At 62.7% G+C, this 17,676-nt stretch carries 16 protein-coding genes; 1 reads left to right on the top strand and 15 read right to left on the bottom strand.

Annotation, left to right across the window (positions count from 1 at the left end):
• The 15 genes from HY852_RS11095 to HY852_RS11025 all read right to left on the bottom strand — a co-directional run.
• The coding region (locus HY852_RS11095) for an ATP-dependent metallopeptidase FtsH/Yme1/Tma family protein (RefSeq protein WP_291604700.1) at positions 1-711 on the bottom strand (711 nt) is incomplete at its 3' end.
• A gap of 235 nt (positions 712-946) precedes the next feature.
• Positions 947-2,020, bottom strand: a complete 1,074-nt coding sequence (tilS, locus tag HY852_RS11090) for a tRNA lysidine(34) synthetase TilS (protein ID WP_291604699.1) — start codon at positions 2,018-2,020, stop codon at positions 947-949.
• 77 nt (positions 2,021-2,097) lie between these two features.
• Positions 2,098-3,147, bottom strand: coding sequence for a tol-pal system protein YbgF (gene ybgF / locus HY852_RS11085; RefSeq protein WP_291604698.1), 1,050 nt, complete (start codon positions 3,145-3,147; stop codon positions 2,098-2,100).
• Positions 3,148-3,341: 194 nt separating this feature from the next.
• Complete coding sequence (gene pal, locus HY852_RS11080; protein ID WP_291604697.1) at positions 3,342-3,830, bottom strand: peptidoglycan-associated lipoprotein Pal; 489 nt, start codon at positions 3,828-3,830, stop codon at positions 3,342-3,344.
• Positions 3,831-4,122: 292 nt separating this feature from the next.
• Positions 4,123-4,860, bottom strand: coding sequence for a hypothetical protein (locus HY852_RS11075; protein WP_291604696.1), 738 nt, complete (start codon positions 4,858-4,860; stop codon positions 4,123-4,125).
• Between the two features lie 150 nt (positions 4,861-5,010).
• Positions 5,011-7,344 carry an EAL domain-containing protein gene (locus HY852_RS11070; RefSeq protein WP_291604695.1) on the bottom strand — a complete coding sequence of 778 codons (2,334 nt, stop codon included), beginning with the start codon at positions 7,342-7,344 and terminating at the stop codon, positions 5,011-5,013.
• A 232-nt stretch (positions 7,345-7,576) separates the two neighbouring features.
• Positions 7,577-8,950, bottom strand: coding sequence for a Tol-Pal system beta propeller repeat protein TolB (gene tolB / locus HY852_RS11065; protein WP_291604694.1), 1,374 nt, complete (start codon positions 8,948-8,950; stop codon positions 7,577-7,579).
• A 39-nt stretch (positions 8,951-8,989) separates the two neighbouring features.
• Positions 8,990-9,940 carry a protein TolA gene (locus tag HY852_RS11060; RefSeq protein ID WP_291604693.1) on the bottom strand — a complete coding sequence of 317 codons (951 nt, stop codon included), beginning with the start codon at positions 9,938-9,940 and terminating at the stop codon, positions 8,990-8,992.
• A 1-nt stretch (position 9,941) separates the two neighbouring features.
• A complete protein-coding gene (gene tolR / locus HY852_RS11055; RefSeq protein WP_291604692.1) occupies positions 9,942-10,391 on the bottom strand; it encodes a protein TolR in 450 nt (149 codons plus the stop codon).
• Between the two features lie 38 nt (positions 10,392-10,429).
• The gene (gene tolQ, locus HY852_RS11050; RefSeq protein WP_291604691.1) at positions 10,430-11,146 is read right to left on the bottom strand and encodes a protein TolQ; all 717 of its coding nucleotides are present in this window, start codon (positions 11,144-11,146) and stop codon (positions 10,430-10,432) included.
• A 1,003-nt stretch (positions 11,147-12,149) separates the two neighbouring features.
• Complete coding sequence (locus HY852_RS11045; RefSeq protein WP_291604690.1) at positions 12,150-13,697, bottom strand: FAD-dependent oxidoreductase; 1,548 nt, start codon at positions 13,695-13,697, stop codon at positions 12,150-12,152.
• Between the two features lie 415 nt (positions 13,698-14,112).
• Positions 14,113-14,592 carry a DUF2852 domain-containing protein gene (locus HY852_RS11040; protein WP_291604688.1) on the bottom strand — a complete coding sequence of 160 codons (480 nt, stop codon included), beginning with the start codon at positions 14,590-14,592 and terminating at the stop codon, positions 14,113-14,115.
• Positions 14,593-14,710: 118 nt separating this feature from the next.
• The gene (locus tag HY852_RS11035; protein ID WP_291604687.1) at positions 14,711-15,439 is read right to left on the bottom strand and encodes a TetR/AcrR family transcriptional regulator; all 729 of its coding nucleotides are present in this window, start codon (positions 15,437-15,439) and stop codon (positions 14,711-14,713) included.
• A gap of 110 nt (positions 15,440-15,549) precedes the next feature.
• Positions 15,550-15,969 (bottom strand): YciI family protein, encoded by a 420-nt coding sequence (locus HY852_RS11030; protein ID WP_291604686.1) that lies wholly within the window; start codon positions 15,967-15,969, stop codon positions 15,550-15,552.
• A gap of 172 nt (positions 15,970-16,141) precedes the next feature.
• Positions 16,142-16,558: a YciI family protein gene (locus HY852_RS11025; protein WP_291604685.1), complete on the bottom strand. Its 417-nt coding sequence runs from the start codon at positions 16,556-16,558 to the stop codon at positions 16,142-16,144.
• Positions 16,559-16,749: 191 nt separating this feature from the next.
• Here HY852_RS11025 and HY852_RS11020 point away from each other — a divergent pair, with 191 nt between their 5' ends.
• Entirely contained in the window at positions 16,750-17,538 is a 789-nt protein-coding gene (locus HY852_RS11020) for an SDR family NAD(P)-dependent oxidoreductase (protein WP_291604684.1), read from the top strand.
• The last annotated feature ends 138 nt before the right edge of the window (positions 17,539-17,676 follow it).

The following is a 17,676-nucleotide window of genomic DNA, read 5'->3' as shown; positions in this document are numbered from 1 at the left end:
GACGCGCGAAGCACCGACGCCGACGAACATCTCGACGAAGTCAGAGCCCGAAATGGGGAAGAACGGCACGTTGGGTTCGCCGGCCACAGCACGGGCGATCAGCGTCTTGCCGGTGCCGGGCGGGCCGACCAGCAGCACGCCGCGCGGAATGCGTCCGCCCAGGCGCTGGAACTTGCCGGGATCGCGCAGGAATTCGACGATCTCCTGCAGGTCCTGCTTGGCCTCGTCGACGCCGGCGACGTCCTCAAAGGTGACGCGGCCATGCGCTTCCGTCAGCATCTTGGCGCGCGACTTTCCGAAGCCCATCGCCTTGCCGGCGCCGCCCTGCATCTGGCGTGACAGGAAAATCCACACGCCGATCAGCGCGATGAAGGGCAGCCACGAGACGAGCAGCGACACGAACCACGGCACGTTGTCGCCGGGCGGCTTGGCCGTGATCGAAACCTTGCCGTTGTAGAGGCGCGAGACCAGCGTCGGATCGTTCGGCGCATAGGTCTGGAAGCTCGAGCCGTTGGTAAAGGTGCCGTGAATTTCCGGCCCCTGGATCAGGACGTCGCGGACGTGGCCCTGATCGACTTCAGTCAGAAGCTGCGAGAACGAGATGTCCTGAGAGGAGGCGCGCTGACCCGGGTTCTGGAAGAGCGTGAATAACGCCAGCAGCAGCAAGACAATGATGACCCAGAGGGCGAAATTGCGCAGATTGGCGTTCATCGATCTTCCTTCTTGGTCGCGCGGATCGCGGCCCTGTTCCAGGGCAGGCAGAGGAAATCCCCAGGAATCCTCTCTATCAGATGCATACAATCTAGGTGCCGGCCCAGTCGCTGCCAAGGGAACTACATGGGACTATTTAACCCATCCTACCGTGATTCCGGCTGAAATGATGGCGGCGAATGTCCGGCCTTTTCGGGGTGGTTAAGGTGGTCTGACGGGCGCCGGATGGCCGGTGCTATGGTCCGCCCCTCGGTCTGCGCCGGGCCGGCGCCGGCTCGACATGGATCCGTCCCTTGTCGAGGCTGATCAACGCGCCCGCGAGGGTCTGTTTCAGCCGGGACTGACCCCGCGCCGGCCGGCGCCTGCCGTCGCTTTCGGCCGCGGCACGGTCGAGCGCGGCAAGCAGGGTTTCGACCTTGCCGAGTTCCGCCGGCCCCTCATGACCGACTGCGTTGATCGCCCGCAGCAGCAAGCGCAGCCGGATTTCCTCCGGCAATGCGGCAAAAGCCTGTGCGTCAAAACTTCTGACGCCCGAGCCGGGATGCGAACCGGCCTGATCGCGCAGCGCCAGAAAGCGCTGGGCGCCGTCGGCGAGCACCTCCACGGCTGCGTTGGCCCTGGCCAACCGCGCGGCGAGCCGCGCGAGGTTGTCGACGCTGGCGCCCTCGGCGGCGAGCGCAGGCAACAGCGCTCGCAAGCGAGGACGCGTATAGGCGGTGTCGCGGTTGGTCGGATCATCGGCAAAGCTGACCCGGGCCCGCCGCAGCGTAGCGATCAGCTGCGACTTCGGAACGTCGAGGAACGGACGCGCCAGCACCAGGCCCTCGCGCTCGGAAAGCCGCGCCATGGCGGAAAGCCCCGCAACGCCGCTGCCGCGCAACAGCCGCATCAGGACCGTCTCGGCCTGGTCGTCGCGCGTGTGCGCCGTCAGGATGTGGTTGGCGCCGCTCGCGCGCGCGGCCTGCGCCAGCAGGCGATAGCGCGCTGCCCGTGCCGCGGCCGGCAGACCGGTCCTTGGCTTGTCCCCCGTCCAGCGCATCGTCCGGTGCGGGACATCGAGCGCGCGTGCCAGCCGCTTGACCTCGCGCGCCTCACGCGCCGCTTCGGGTCGCAAACCATGATCAACCGTCACGGCGACAAGACGCGGACCACGCGCAAGGCCACGGCGCCAGCGCGCCGCAAGCCACATCAGCGCGACCGAATCCGGACCTCCCGAGACCGCGAGCACAAGGGCCGGCGCCGTCGTCCAGTCCGCAAACAGGCGTTTGGCCTCACGGGCCGAGATCGGGGAAATTTCGTCGTCCGACATGGCGTTGCCGCAGAATGGCTAGCCCATCTTACGCGAGAAGGGCGCGGAAGCGCCATCCAGCTTAGCGCGCAGCCGGCTCAGCACTTCACGCGCTTCTGCTCGCGATCGACGGCCGCTTTGACACCCGCCGAGGCGCGCGGATATTTCCGCCCGATCTCCCCGAACGCGGCGCACGCCGCTTCCTTCTCCTTCAGCGCGGCAAGCGACTGTCCGAGCCGAAGCAGCGCATCGGCGGCTTTCGCGGATTTGTCGTGCTTGGTGGTGACGCCGAGGAAGGTCTCGGCGGCATCGCGATATTGCTGGCGCTGAAAATAGCTCTCGCCGAGCCAGTACTGGGAGTCACCGACCAGCGGATCGTTCGGATAGCGCTGCGCGAAGCCCTTCATCGTCTGCTCGGCGAGCGCATAATCCTTGCGCTGCATGTAGCCGATGCCGAGATCGTATTCGTCCCGCGGCGTCTGCGAGGGCGGGGCGGTGACGAGCCCACCAGGGGCCGCCGGAGAGCCTTGCGGCGCAGGCACTGCAACTCCCTGCTGATAGCCGCCTTGTTGATAGCCAGCCTGCGGCGGGCCCGCACGACCGGTATTGGCGAGATCGAGCGGTTCGCCCGCACCGCGTCCACCGGGTGCGCCAACCGGCGCCTCGGCCGGCATCGGCAGCTGACCGCCGCCAAGCGCACGCGGCGCGCCCGCGGCGTTCGGATTCTGGGTCGGATCGAAGGCATCGCCGCGGCGCCGGGTGCCGGGTGGTCCGGCTGCCGCCGGCTCCTGCACGATCGGGGCCGGCGCGGCGACCTGCGGCTCATGCGTCGGCTGGGCCGGCGGTTGGCGATAGGTCGGAGCTGGCTGAACAGGCGGCGCAGCGGCGACGCTGGGCTGGATTGGCGCTTGCCCGGGTGCTTGGCCAGCCTGGGGCGGTGCACCGCTCTCGAGCTGCCGGATCCGCTCCTCGAGCTGCCGGTTACGGTATTGCAGCTCTTCATTCTGTCCGGTCAGCTGCCGCAACTGGTTCTCCAGGCGCTCGATCCGCAATTCGGCGTCGTCCGATTGCGCAAAACCTGGCGTACACAGCGACAGCATCGCGGCAATTGCCACGGTACCGGTGATTCCCTGAAATCTGGATGACATGTTGCCCTGACGACGAAAGCGATGCGCCGGCCGGCGTCGAGCCCGACATGCCGAGCGACGCGCGACACATAGAGTGCTGGAGTACGCCAAAAATGTGACTGAGACCAACGAGTTTTCTGAACGTCCGGCCCAAGACAAGACCGGCGCCCGAGGGGCGCCGGCACCGGTCAATTCGATTGAGCCGCCCACGCGAATTAGGAACTCGCGTTCAGCACAGTGACGGCACGGCGATTCTGCGACCAGCAGGAAATATCGTTGCAGACCGCGACCGGACGCTCCTTTCCGTAGGAGATCGTGCGCATGCGATTCGGATCGATGCCGCGCGAAGCCAGGAAGGTGCGCACCGACTGGGCACGGCGCGCACCCAGCGCAATGTTGTATTCGCGGGTGCCACGCTCGTCCGCATGGCCTTCAATGGTGAAGGTATAGCGCGGATAGGTTTGCAGCCACTGCGCCTGCTTCTCGAGGGTGGCGACCGCCTGCGGCGTCAAATCGGTCTGGTCGCTCTCGAAGAACACGCGGTCGCCCACATTGACCACGAAATCCTGCTGGCTACCCGGCGTCGCCGCGCTGGCCATCGCATCGGCGCCCATGTTCTTGTTGGCGCAGGCGCCCATCGACAATGCGACCGCGAGCACCGCAGCCAACTTCAATCCCTGGAGGATACGCATAGGATATCTCATTCCGGAGCCTCCACGCTCGCGTTTTACAACTGCTAACCGGTCTACAGAGGGTTGGTTAAGCGAACGTTCCGTCAACCTTGATGGGATGTTGCCAATCCCTATCAAATGCCCCCAAACGGCCAAAAGCAACAGCGATGGTTAATGCGTTGTAAATGTGGCGCGAGGGTGAAGGCAAGGCCGGTTCTGAGCGCTGAAAGGCCGAAGCGGTGCGGATATGCTCGATCAGGCGCAAAGCCCGTTGATCCCCGGAACCTCCAGCCAGGCACCTTCAGGTCTTTCGGGTGTGGAAAAGTTAGTCCAGCGGGACAACCGAAGCGCGCTCAAACGGGCCCTCGTCGAACAAGGAGAGCTCGCCGCCCGTCCGACGTTGGAACAGCATTCGACGCTCGAACGCGCTCGACCTCATATAGGGGAATCGTCCGAAGACTTTTTCGCGGATGCTTGGATAATGAGCGGCGACGAGCCCGACCGGCTTGATCAGGCCCGGATATAGCCGCGGCTGCCCCCAAGGCTCTTGCAGGAACACCTTGCGATAAAAAGCGCGGTGCTCAGGCCGAACGTTGGCTAGACCGATGTCCGCATTGAAATGTCCACAGGCTACGTAGCCAAGGCGCACGGTGACGTAAGGCAGTTCCGGAAATCGCCTCACTTTGTCGGGATCCGCGACAAAGCGAGTCGGATCGATGATGACTTTTCCGCGCTCCAGTTCGGGATGAATCAGATCAGCAAACATTTCCGACGAGGGAGAACCTCGCCACTTGGACGTCAGCACGCTGATGCGGATCGAACTGTACAGTTCGCCGCGAATGTACACTGCGAACGTAAAGTTGTTGGGCAAGTCATCATAACGGTCGGTGACCCGCTCGGACTCCGATGACAGAATGGCTCCCTCGCGCAGATAGGCCCGGTAACGAAGGCGATAGATGTCGTCCTTCTCTTCAGGAGTTTCGACCAGGCGATAATCTACATGCTCAAGTGGATAAGAGCTACGCTCGAAAACCGGGGCTACCTTTTGAGCAGCAGCTCTCATTGACTCGTACTCCCCACGGCACACAACTTCCACGCGCGACAAAGAAGATTAACAGCTTGTTAATGGGATTGCAAAGCCAAGGGGTTATTAGGGTTAACCGCCAGTGAGAATACGCGGGGTATCCCTCGACGGACGATGTTCTCAGACGTTCTACGCGATTGAGCGGGAAGACAATCCGAGGTGATCTTGCCCCTCCCGGCGGCCGTGCGAAGCATTCAGCAGCTGGCGCACGCGAACCGCGGGAACGGGGCGGCTGAACAGGTATCCTTGTGCTTCCGTGATGGTACCGTCGGCGCTGATCAGTTCGAGCTGTTCGTTGGTCTCGATGCCTTCGACCACCACCGACATGCCGAGATCGGCGGAAAGGCGCGCCACCCCGCGCAGCAGCGTCAGCGGCCGGTCGGTATCGATGCCTTCGAGGAAGGAACGGTCGATCTTCACCTTCTGCAGCGGGAAGTTATGCAGGTAGCTGAGGCTCGAATATCCGGTGCCGAAATCGTCGAGTGAAATGCGCACGCCGAGCGTGCGCAGCTGCGACAATACATCATGCGTGAGCTGGGTGTTGCGCAACAGCGAGGATTCGGTGATCTCGATTTCGAGCCGATGCGCCGGCAGCCCGGAGACCTCGAGCGCATAGCGAATCTCGCTGAGCACATCGCGCTGATGGAACTGTTGCGGCGAGAAGTTGACCGCGACGCTGACTTCCTCGGGCCACTTCACGCATTCCATGCATGCCTTGCGCAGGATCCAGCGGCCGAGATCCACGATCAGGCCCATGTCCTCCGCCACCGGAACGATCTCGACCGGGGAAACCGTGCCGCGCACCGGATGATTCCAGCGCAACAGCGCCTCGCACGTCGAGATCTTGCCGGATTTCAGATTGACCAGCGGCTGGTAGAACAGCTCGAACTCCTCGTTGGCGAGCGCCTTGCGCAGATCGAGTTCGAGAATGCGCCTCGCCTCCACCGTCGCCGCCATCTCCTCGTGGAAGAAGCAGAAGGTGCCGCGGCCGTCCGACTTGGCGCGATAGAGCGCCATGTCGGCGTTCTTGAGAAGCTCGTCCGCGCCGGTGCTGTGGGGCGGCGCGGCAATTGCAATGCCGATGCTCGCACCGATCTCCACGAGGTGGTTGTCGATCCTGTAGCGCTCGCTCAGGCGGTCCACGACGCGGCGCGCCAGGTTCGCCGCCTCGTCGGTCGAATTGATGTTCTGCTGGAACACCACGAATTCGTCGCCGCCGAAGCGCGCCACGAAGTCCTCCGGACGCAGCATCTCGCGCAGGCGATTGGCGACCGCGCACAGCAGCTGGTCGCCGCAGGGGTGGCCTAGCGTGTCATTGACCTGCTTGAACTGGTCAAGATCGATGAACAGCAATGCCGAGAGGTGCTCGGCGTTCTGGGAGATGGTCAGAAGCCGCTCGAGTTCGTCGCGGAAATTGACCCGGTTCGGCAGCGCCGTCAGGTCGTCGTAGCGCGCAAGGTGGGTGATCCTTGCCTCCGCGTTCTTGCGCTCGGTGATGTCCTCGAGGAGCACGACGGTGCCGCCGTCCGCCATCGGCTGGAACTTCCAGCACAGCGAACGTCCTCGCATAAAGTCGGTATCAGTGGTGATCAGCTCCCGCGGTTCCGCGCCTTCGATCTCGGCGAGGATCATCTCGCCGCTCTCCTGCGAAATCGATGCGTTGGCAAAACAGGCGTTGACGATATCGGCAGCGGTGGCGCCGTGCGCCACGAAGTCATCGGAGAGCTGCATCATCTCACCGAACCGATGGTTCATGACCGCGAGCCTTCCATCCTCGCGGAACATACAAAGGCCATGAGGCATGTTGTTCAGTGCAGTATCGAACTGATTAGCCAGCGCAGCCTCTCGCTCGCGCGCGATCAGGGCGCGCACAAACATCTTCTGCAGGCTAGTCGAAATGTGCTTTAGGGCGAAGAAGAACAGGATATTGAGCAACGCCATAATGACGTAGTAGGGACTGCCGTGCAGGGCCAGCCCAAGCGTCATCGGTCCGATGGCGAGCAGCATCTGGACATGAAAGATCCAGGGACGGCCATAGGTGCGCCCACTGCCTGCCGCGACGTAGCACAACGTCACGGCCGTCGCGATCATGTGTGCGGCGCTATCTTCGCTGCCCAGCAACACGATGATACACCACAGGCCAAGCGCGCCAGCATAGAGCATTGCGCCGATCTGGTAACGAACTTCCCAGAGGATAATTGCCTTTGGAGATAACTTCGACCGTTGCTTCTGGTAGCGACGAATATCGATGGCGCGGCCGGCACCACTGATGACCAGGAGTGCGACGCAGGGCCAAAGCCAGGCACTTTCGGTCTTGATAGCCGTCATCAAAGCGGCGACGGCCGCGCACAACGCACCAGCAAAGAGCGGACCTGGATCTTGGAAAAGCGAATCGATCAACGCCGCGGAAATCTGCGGCGAAGCTTTCTGATCCGGCTCTACGCTCTGCTTTGTAACCTGCATCTTGCGCTATATGCCTGCTATCCCAGCGCGCAGTTTTACCTACCTCTGATGAAGTCTTTCTGAGCGAATATCGTTAAAGGCGAGTTCTTTCGGCACTCCGAAAATCGGAATTTTCGCGCCGAATCAACGAACTAGGGAATATCTGCCGAGCTCAGGATGAAGGAAAGATTGCCGCACCCCCAAGATTTGGAAAAAACGGCGCGGCTTTTTCGGAATCGTGAGCAAATACGGCTCACCCCGAAGTTGTGAGCAAGGGCGACCAAGCGGGATCCGACGCATAGCCGGGAGTCGGCACCTTCTGCTCGTTCCGCCCGGAAATATCGACAGTGTAGAGCGAGGGCCCGCTGTTGCCGCCGGGATCGCGGAAGAACATGACGACACGGCCGTTCGGCGCGAAGGTCGGACCTTCATTGTGGAAGCCCGAGGTGAGGATGCGCTCGCCCGAGCCATCCGGTTTCATAATACCGACCGCAAACTGACCGCCGCCCTGCTTGGTGAAGGCGATGTAGTCACCGCGCGGCGACCACACCGGCGTCGAGTAGCTGCCGCTGGTGTCGTCCTTGGAGAAGGAGATGCGCTGGGCGGGGCCCCCGCTGGCCGCCATCACGTAGATCTGCGGCTTGCCGCCGCGGTCCGATTCGAAGCAGATCCGGCTGCCGTCGGGCGAATAGGACGGGGAGGTGTCGATCGCCGGCGTATCGGTCAGGCGCGTGGTGGCGCGCGAGCGCAAGTCCATCACGAACAGGTTGGAATTGCCGCCCTGCTGCAGGCTCATGATGACGCGTTGGCCGTCCGGCGAAAACCGAGGCGCGAAGCTCATGCCCGGAAAGTTGCCGACGATCTCGCGCTGTCCGCTCTCGATGTTGAACAGATAGACGCGCGGATCGCCCTGGCCGAACTCCATGTAGGTGATTTCCTGCGAATTCGGCGAGAAGCGCGGCGTCAGCACCAGGTCGGAGCCGCGCGTCAGATAGCGCACGTTGGCGCCATCCTGGTCCATGATCGCGAGCCGCTTGACGCGGCGCTCCTTGGCGCCGGTCTCGTCGACGAAGACGACGCGGCTGTCGAAATAGCCCTTGTCGCCGGTAAGCCGCTCGTAGATCTGGTCGGAGATGATGTGGGCAATGCGCCGCCAATATTCCGGCGAGGTGAAATATTGCTGCCCCGTGAGCTGCTGGCCGGAGGCGATGTCCCACAGCCGGAACTCGGCCTTGAGGCGCCCGTCCGGCTGCCGCGTCATGCGGCCGGTGACCAGCGCCTGCGCGTTGATGGTTTTCCAGTTCTGAAATTGCGGCGCCATGTCGATGTTGGTGATGCGCTCGATGAACGCGGCCTGGTCGATCGGCGCAAACAGCCCGCTGCGCTTGAGATTGTTGGTGATGACCTGAGCGACACCAACACCGACCTCGCCGTCGGACGGTGAGCCCGCGACGAAGTTCGGGATCGCGATCGGCAGCGGCGCGACGTTGCCTTCGGTAATCGTCAGTTTCGTCTGCGCAACCGCCAGGGAAGGCAACACCAAACCGGCAGCAGCCGTGCTCCCGCCAAACAAGACTTGTCGACGATTGAGAGAGATCGGCGGTAGTGCAAACGAAGCCAAAGACATTGCGTCACTCATCTATCAAGGATCAATCGATTTCACCGATCAACTGCGGAACATTTCCTTAGGATCGAAATCGATGATGATATCTTTCCATAGATCGTACGTTTCAGTGCGGAACATCATGTACGGCTGCCCTTGCAGCACAGCTCTAACCACAGCATCTACAGCGGCCTGGTAACGCGGCGAATTGCCGCGAGACATCACCTGGGGCGGAGCTGTCAGTCGGCGGTCCGACCCCAGCTGAATCCGCAGTGTCACCACCATCTCTTCCGGGTGCTCTATCCCCGGCGGGACATTCCAATTATCCCTGACACGCGCCTTGAACGCGTCGATCTCCGACATTGAAAGTGTCGCGGCAGTGCCCCGCGCTGTTCCGAGCGAAGCCGATGCGTTAAGCGTCGTGCCGGTGATAGCCTGACGGGTTGGATCGCGCTTATCGAGAAGCGCCGCGATCTTGGTCTGGTCGAACACGCGCTCCTGCTTGGGCTTCGGCGGCTGTGGCGGAGCCGTCTTGGTTTCCTGCTTCTGCACCGGCTTCTTCGCCTGCTCCTTTTTCAGCGCTTCGGCGATCGGGTCCTCCTTGGCCGGATCCGGCTTCTTCTCGACCGGCTTCTGCTCGTCCTTAGGCTTGTTCTCTACGACGGGTTTGGGTGGATCGGGCTTCTTCTCGACCGGCTTTTCCACTGGCTTGGGCGGCGGCTCGGGCGCGGTAGAAGTTACGATCTCCTTCTTCTCGGTGATCTTGCCGATGGCCTCGTCGACGGGCTTGGCCTCGGCGACCTTCTCGACCAGCGGCTTCGGCTTGTCCTTCTCGCCGGTCTTGACGCCGGCGGTGATCTTGGAAAGCTGATCGGCCGAGATGATGTCGACCGGCAACGATTCCGGCGGCGGGGCTTCCCACGTCCGCGCGGCAAAGGAGGTCAGTCCCCATCCGATCACGAGGACGTGGAGCGCAATCGACGCAACGAGTGTCTTGTCGACCTTGACGTTCACGTCAGGACCCCTGCTCCACCTCGGTAACCAGCGCAAGCCGCTTGAAGCCGGCGCGGGAGAGAAGGCCCATCACCCGCGCAACCGTGCCGTAGTCCGCCTTCTTGTCCGCGCGCATGTAGATGCGCTCTTCGGCGCCGCCGCGCGCATCCGTGATCGCCTTGAGCTTCGCCACAACTTCGTTGATCGCGACCTCGGTGTCGTTGATGTAGATCTTTCCCTTGATGTCGACCGAGAGCTGCAGCGGCTTCTGATCCTGCTCTATGCTCTTGGCCTGGGTCTGCGGCAGGTCGAGCGGCACGCCGACCGTGAGCAGCGGCGCCGACACCATGAAGATGATAAGCAGCACCAGCATCACGTCCACCATCGGCGTGACGTTGATCTCCGCCATGACCGGCTTGCGCCGGCTGCGGCGACCGCCGCCTCCGGAGGAACTTGCGACGTTCATCCCCATGATCTGGTGCTCATGATAGTCTCACAGTATACCGCCCTTCACGCCCGCTCGTCGATCTGGCGCGACAGGATGGCCGAAAATTCATCAGCAAACCCCTCCAGGCGCTGGGCCTGCCGGTTCACCTCGGACGTGAACTTGTTATAGAAAATAGTAGCCGGAATCGCGGCAATCAGGCCAATGGCGGTTGCAAACAGCGCTTCCGCGATGCCGGGCGCCACCACCGCCAGCGAGGTATTTTTGGACGCGGCGATCGACTGGAAGCTCGACATGATGCCCCAGACCGTGCCGAACAGGCCGACGAAGGGGCCCGCCGAGCCGACGGTCGCCAGCACCAGGAGCCGCCGCTCCAACCGCTCGATCTCGCGGGCGATCGAGACGTTCATCACTTTGTCGATACGCATTTGAAGGCCTGCGACCGAGCGGGCATGGCTTTCGAAGGAACGCTTCCACTCCCGCATCGCCGCGACAAAGCACGCCGCCATCGAATGCGTCGGCTTGGCCGACAGCGAGCGATAGAGTTCCTCGATCGACTCGCCGGACCAGAACGCCTGCTCAAAGCGGTCCATCGAGCGCCGCGTGCGCGCGTAAAGGAAGATCTTGTCTATGGCGATCGCCCACACCCAGACGGAGCAGGCCAACAGTCCCATCATGACCGCCTTCACGACCCAGTGAGCCTGCCAGAACAGCGCGATCAGCGACACGTCGGCGGATGCAGCCACCGGTAAGGCTGACTGAGCCACGTCGGCCGGATTCATAAATCGTATCCTCTCAACGCAATCGTCCCAACTTGTCCGGGGAGCACTGGCTGCCCGTTCCCGAGCCGCGATCTGTCGCGGCAGCAAGCCTGCGCGAGATAGCCCCTCTTCGTCGCAGGAAGGCCGGTCCGAAGCCGGGGATGTGCATTCCCTGCCAACATGTCAAAACAAGGGCTATTGGCGCGACTTTCCGGCTTTTACCTGACGCTGCCGATAGTTAATGCGCGGTTACCAAACAAGAATTTGGCTACAGTAAATCCAGGCAGGACAAGCGCTTGCAAAGCGGAACATGGCGGTTCCAAAGCGGAACGGCAAGACCCAGCGTCACCCGATTCGAACGCCTAACCGATCGGTCACTTCGGCGCACAAAGGCTTGGATGGTCGAGGCCGCACATGGTGCTGATGCACAAACTCATCGCGGTTGCGCTTTGGCTGATATGGGCGACCGTTCAGACGTCGTCTCGCACCCTCACCTTCGACGGCGATGGAACACGCACGATGCGAACCTGCATCGCCGAGGTTTAGAGGCACGTTCGAGCAGGAGTTAAGGCCCGCAGGTTTGCTCTGCGGCATCCCGTTCGCCGACGCGGAAGCGCGCGAGCCGTTCTGTGAACCGGACATCCGAATTCACTCCGCGTTCATGAACTCCAAACGCTCCCGGATGTTGTGACCACATGGAGAACGACGCTCGAGAATGGTTGGAACGGGCCGAGCACTGCCGAAGACTGGCCGACAGCATTGGCGACCAGGAGGTCGCTACGCGGCTGCGGGTTCTCGCGGAACAGTACGAAGCCCGAGCTGGCGGATCATCATTACCGCAGCCCAGCAAAGAGGGGCCTCAGAATTAGAGGGCCAGCGGCGCATGTCTTGCCCGAAGCCCGCACCTCCAAACCTCGAGGACGTTCTTCATCCTCGACGGTGGGTGAGTGTCAGCGGGCGAGAGCCCCACTGTGAACCTCCACGCAACAAATGATATCGAATCCGCTGCGGCTTGTCCGACGAACTATTCCGCGGCCTGGACGCGGGACGGAATTTGAACCGGCGCAAGCGGGGACACGGCGGGCCCATTCAGCGCAGTACCGTCTGGCGCGAACTGAGAGCCGTGGCAGGGGCAATCCCAACATTGCTCCAGGGAATTCCAATGCACGACGCAACCGAGATGGGTGCAGCTCGCCGAGTGCAAGTGCAGCTCACCGCTTCGGTCGCGGCAGGCGGCGATTTTTTTCAACCCGCTTCGGACGAGGCGGCCCTCTCCAGCGCGAAGCCGCTCCACCGAGGCCAGCGCATCGGCGCTGAGATATTCCGCAAAATTCTTGAGAGGCGTGATGTTCTCGCTGATGAAGCTGGTGATGTTCTTGTGGATCTTGCGGTCGGGCGAATAGACCTGCTCCCAGGGGCTGCTGCCGGTCGTGATCAGGTCCGCAATCAAGAGACCTGCCACCAGTCCGTTGGTAATGCCTTGCCCGGAGTCACCGCTGACCAGGAAAACATGTTGCTCGTCCGGGGTGCGTCCGATGAAACCGATGAAGTCGACGGGCTCCAGTACTTGGCCCGACCAGCGATGGGTGATCTCGCCCATGTTCGGCAATCGCGCGCGCGTCCAGTGTTCGAGTGCGGCAAAGCGCACCTGGCCGTCATCGGCCTCGCCGGATTTGTGGTCTTCGCCACCGACAATCACGATGTCCTCATCCGCCGAGAGCGGCTGCAAGCGGACATAGTGATAGGGATCGAGCGTGTCCCAATACAGCGCATCCGGCAGCGAGCCGGCCGGGATCTTTGCCGCAATCGCGTACGTGCGATAGGGCGCCTGCTTGGTATGGATCGCTGCGCGTAGATTGACGGGTGAGTTTGTCGCGACCACAACGTCCCTTGCCCGCACCTCGCGGCCGGAGGTTGTCTTCAGGACGATCTCGCCGCCGCCCTGCTCGATCGTTTCGACGCAGGTGTCGCCGTAAAGCTTGGCGCCGCGGCGCTGCAGTGCTCTCACCAGTCCGGCTAGATATCTGGTCGGATGAAAGCGCGCCTGACGCGAAAAACGGAGAGAGCGCGCAACGCCTTCACCATGGAAGGGTGTCGGATCGATGCAGTGCTCAACCGGAATACCGAGCCTCTTGCAGCTGTCGAATTCCTCATCGAGCTGCGACGAAGGGGTCTCGGACGCCAAGACCCAATAGCCGTCGACTCGACGGAAATCGCAGTCGATGGCTTCAGCAGACTGGATCGCCTCCGCGCGATCGATGGCCGCTGCGACGCTTTGGTAGTACAGCCGTGCGCAGTCTTCGCCGCGGACCCGGATCAACTCCTTGTAGTCATCATCGAGCGCCGTTGCCAAATGCGCGGTGGTGCGCGCGGTCATGCCGCTGCCGATCTGGCCGCGGTCAAGCACGACGACCGAGCGTCCTCGAACGGCAAGCTCATATGCGACCGATAGCCCGGCGATGCCGGCGCCGACCACCGCGACGTCGGCGCGTTCCAGACCCGAAAGGCGCCGAGTGGGCGGAATGGGCGTTTCCATCCAAAGCGATTTGGTATGCTCGTCCAACACATTCATCGGGTTGTCCTCTCAAATACAAAACGAAGGGTGCAGGACAACAGTTCCGCCGGATTTGCGTTGAGGGGTTCCGCAGAACCTTCAGCCGGCATGTCGCGTTGTTGTTGGGCATGCCGGGTGACAACCGGCCGCAACGGGGACGGCGGACGCAGCTGATTTTGCCGGTTTCTGGCTGCGACACCAACGTATCGGTACGCGTTAACGCCTAACCTGTTCCCGGCATGCAACCCCGCTGCGAAATAGAAAATGCGAAAATAGAAAAGGGGAAACGTTGCGGGGCGCAGGAGCTTGTCGACCGGCGGCCAGGTTTCTTGAGGAGGCGCGACCTCAAGGCCGCGTGTTACCGGCCACCAAAGGAAACCGCCCGCCTGCGGAATTCGCAAACGGGCGGCTCAAGCTATCAGGGGTTAGGTCGTCAGCCCTGTTGCGGCTGGTCGTTCGGCGGCGTCGGACGATTGCGGTGCTGCGCCATGAACTGGTCGAACTCTTCCTTGTCCTTGGCGTGGCGCAGACGAGAGAGGAACTCCTTGAATTCCCGCTGCTCCTCTTCCAGGCGATTCAGCGTTTCGGTGCGGTACTCGTCGAAAGCGCGATTGCCGGAGGACGACGGGCCGAAGCCCCAGCCGAAGCCGCCCCGCTCCACGCGGTCGCGCATGCGATCCATCTTGTACTGCATGCGCTCCATCTTGTTCTGCCAACGCGCCGGACCACACATCATCTTTCTGCTCCCAAGTGTGAAAAAGAGAAGGGCAAGACCGATCGGCCACCAGATGATGAAGCCGAGGATGGTCACGGCGATCCAGCCGGGATGCCATGGCGACTCGATCATGCGGGGGCGATAGCTGGGTTCATCCGAAGGGCCGCGCCATCGATTGGCTTCTGCGGTGTAGGCCATTTCCCTCTCCATCACGGCATCACGCCGTTGTGAATGTAAATAACATTTACATAGCTAAACCATCCGGCGTTTTTGTCAAGCGGGCGACACGCCGCCCCTTGGATTTTTTTGCGCAACTTTATTTCGGCTTGCCCCAAGGACCATTGGGCGCACCCGCCGGGGCACCCGAGGCCTCCGGCGGCACCGGCGGCGGCTCGGACGGGCGGCGATCGGTCGGAAAGCCCAAGCCGCGCAGGTAGATCAAGACTTCGGCTTCCAGCAGTTCTTCCGGCGACATCGGCAACTTGCGTCGCGCGCCGTCACCCCGCGCGAACAGCGAGGCGACGCCGTGCGACATCGACCAGATGTGCAGCGCCATCATCAGCGCGGGCGGACGCGGCCTGCCGGGCGGCGTCAAGGCCGCAAGGCGTTCGGCGGCCGCGCGGATGACGCCAAACGCGCGCTCGCCTGCGGCCATCAGCGCCGGGCTGGAATCGACGGGAAGGCCCGATTCGAACATCGCCGAATAGAACGCCGGCTCCTCGCGCGCGAAGGCAAGATAGGCCTTGCCCACGCGCTCGAAGGCGGTGACCGTGTCGGGACGGCCGTCGTCCCAGGCGCTCATCAGCCGTGCTTCGAACTGCTCGAAGCCGCGCTGCGCGACGCTGGACAAAAGCTCGTCGCGGTCGCGGAAATGCCGGTAGGGAGCGGCCGGGCTGACCCCGGCCATGCGCGCGGCATCAGCGAAGGTGAAGCCGGCCGCGCCCTTCTCCGCAATCAGCCCAAGCGCCGCCTGCAGCAGCGCCTCCTTGAGATTGCCGTGATGATAGCCGCGCTCGGCGCGGCGCTGCTCCTTGCGCCAGCTCATGTGAAAGACTTTTACATGAGCTACCCGCCAAGGTCACTAGCTTGGATCGGCTTTGGGCCGGTTAGGTTATCGACGGCCCGGCTTCTCTCAAGGCAGGGTGGAGAGTTTGCTCAATGGCGGACCGCCCTGCCCTGCATCTCCGTCAGGCCGGCGGCGGCCAGCTGCACCTCTTCGGAAAAATCGGAGACCTCCTGGACCTGGCGAATCTCGATGATTTCGTTGGGCGTGGCCGGGCACTTTTTCGCCCAGGCGATTGCCTCCTCGCGCGAGGCAACGTCGATCATCCAGTAGCCGCCCAGCACCTCCTTGGCTTCCGCGAACGGCCCGTCGGTCACGACGGACTTGCCAGTGGCGAAGGAGACCCGCGCGCCCATGGACGGTGGGTGCAGTCCGTCCAGCGTGATGAGCACGCCGGCGTTCTTGAGCTCTTCGTTGTACTTCATCATTGCAGAAACGCGTTCCGGATCGAGTTGAACGTCCGGCGGCGCGGTCTCGTAACCGAGGGGGATCATCAACATCATGAATCGCATCCGGTTTTCCTTTGAGGCTGGAGTAAGCTCCTGTCCATCCACACCGTCATTCCGGGGCGACGCGTGAGCGTCGAGCTGCGATGTGCAATTGCACATCGGAGAATCCATAACCACGTATGGGGAGTATGGATTCCGGGCCTGCGTGCTTCGCAACCATCCCGGAATGACGGGGCTATTTCTTGGCCACCTCGGCGCGCAGCCGCTCTTCCTGCTCGCGCAATTCGGGCGTGAAGGCTTCGCCGAAATCCTCGGCCGCGAATACCTGGCGGATCTCGATCTCGGCGCCCGATTCGAACGGCGCGCGCTTCATCCAGTCGATCGCTTCCTCAATCGACTTCGTCTCGATTATCCAGAAGCCCGCAATCAGGTCGGAAGTAAGGTCGAAGGGGCCGCGGCGCACTTCACTTCTGCCGCCGGAATATTTGATCCGCGCGCCCCTCGCGGTCGGGTGCAGGCCCTCGCCGGCCTGCATGATGCCGGCCTTCACCATCTCCTCGTTGAACCTGCCCATCGCGGCGAGCATTTCGGTGGTCGGCATCACGCCCGCTTCGCTTTCCCTATTTGCTTTCACGATCACCATGAAACGCATCGTCACGCTCCCTTTGCTGAAAGTTCCATTGGACCGATTTCCGGCACTCGAAAACAAGACGAATGGCGTTTTGCCGTACCGACACCCCGCTCGAAATTCATCCGGAGCTCAAGGCGGACTGGCCTCCGCACTTGTGGCACGGTCGCCGCCCGGATAGGACACAGCATTCCCAGGAACAGAGCGGATTATCGATGACATTCTCGCAGCCCAAAGTCGCCCTCGTGACCGGAGCCGCCCGCGGCATCGGGCTGGCGACCGCAAAACGGTTCCTGGCGGAAGGCTGGCGCGTGGCGCTGCTCGACATTCAGGGCGAACTTCTGAACGCGGCGGTCGCCGGCATCGGCAGGCCCGACGATACGCTGGCGCTGTGCTGCGACGTTTCCGACGCCAACGGGGTCGAGGCCGCGATGGCGCGCATCGAACAACGCTTCGGCCGGCTGGATGCGCTCGTCAACAATGCCGGGGTCGCGGTGTTCGCGCCGCTGCTCGAAACCTCCAACGAAGACTGGAGCCGTGTGCTGGAAGTTAATCTCACCGGACCGTTCCTCTGCACGAAAGCCGCCGTGCCGCTGATGCGCGAGCATGGCGGTGGCGCGGTGGTCAACATCACCTCGATCTCGGCGGTGCGCGCCTCGACCCTGCGCTCGGCCTACGGCACCAGCAAGGCGGGTCTCGCGCACCTCACCAAGCAGCTTGCGGTCGAACTGGCCTCGCTCGGTATTCGCGTCAACGGCGTCGCGCCCGGGCCGGTCGACACCGCGATGGCGAAACAGGTCCACACCCCCGAGATCCGGGCCGACTATCATGACGCGATCCCGATGAACCGTTACGGGCTTGAGGACGAACTGGCGGAGGCGATCCTCTTCTTGAGCAGCGAACGCGCCAGCTACGTCACCGGGCAGATCCTTGCCGTCGACGGCGGCTTCGACGCCGCCGGCATCGGCCTGCCGACGCTGCGCGGCGAGCGGCGGAACGGATAGGCGCCAAGAGGTTTGTAGAAAGAATTCATAGGGCGGGCAAAGGTGCGCAAGCGCCATGCCCACGATCGATCGGCAGCTGCATCCTCAGCGGTGGGCACGCTTCGCCTTGCCCTGCGCGTACGAGCTTCGAACCGGCGG

Source organism: Bradyrhizobium sp. (assembly GCF_016213215.1).
Lineage (GTDB): Bacteria > Pseudomonadota > Alphaproteobacteria > Rhizobiales > Xanthobacteraceae > Bradyrhizobium.
The sequence above is the reverse complement of the archived record's forward strand: the minus strand, read 5'-3'. Positions and strand labels throughout refer to the sequence as shown.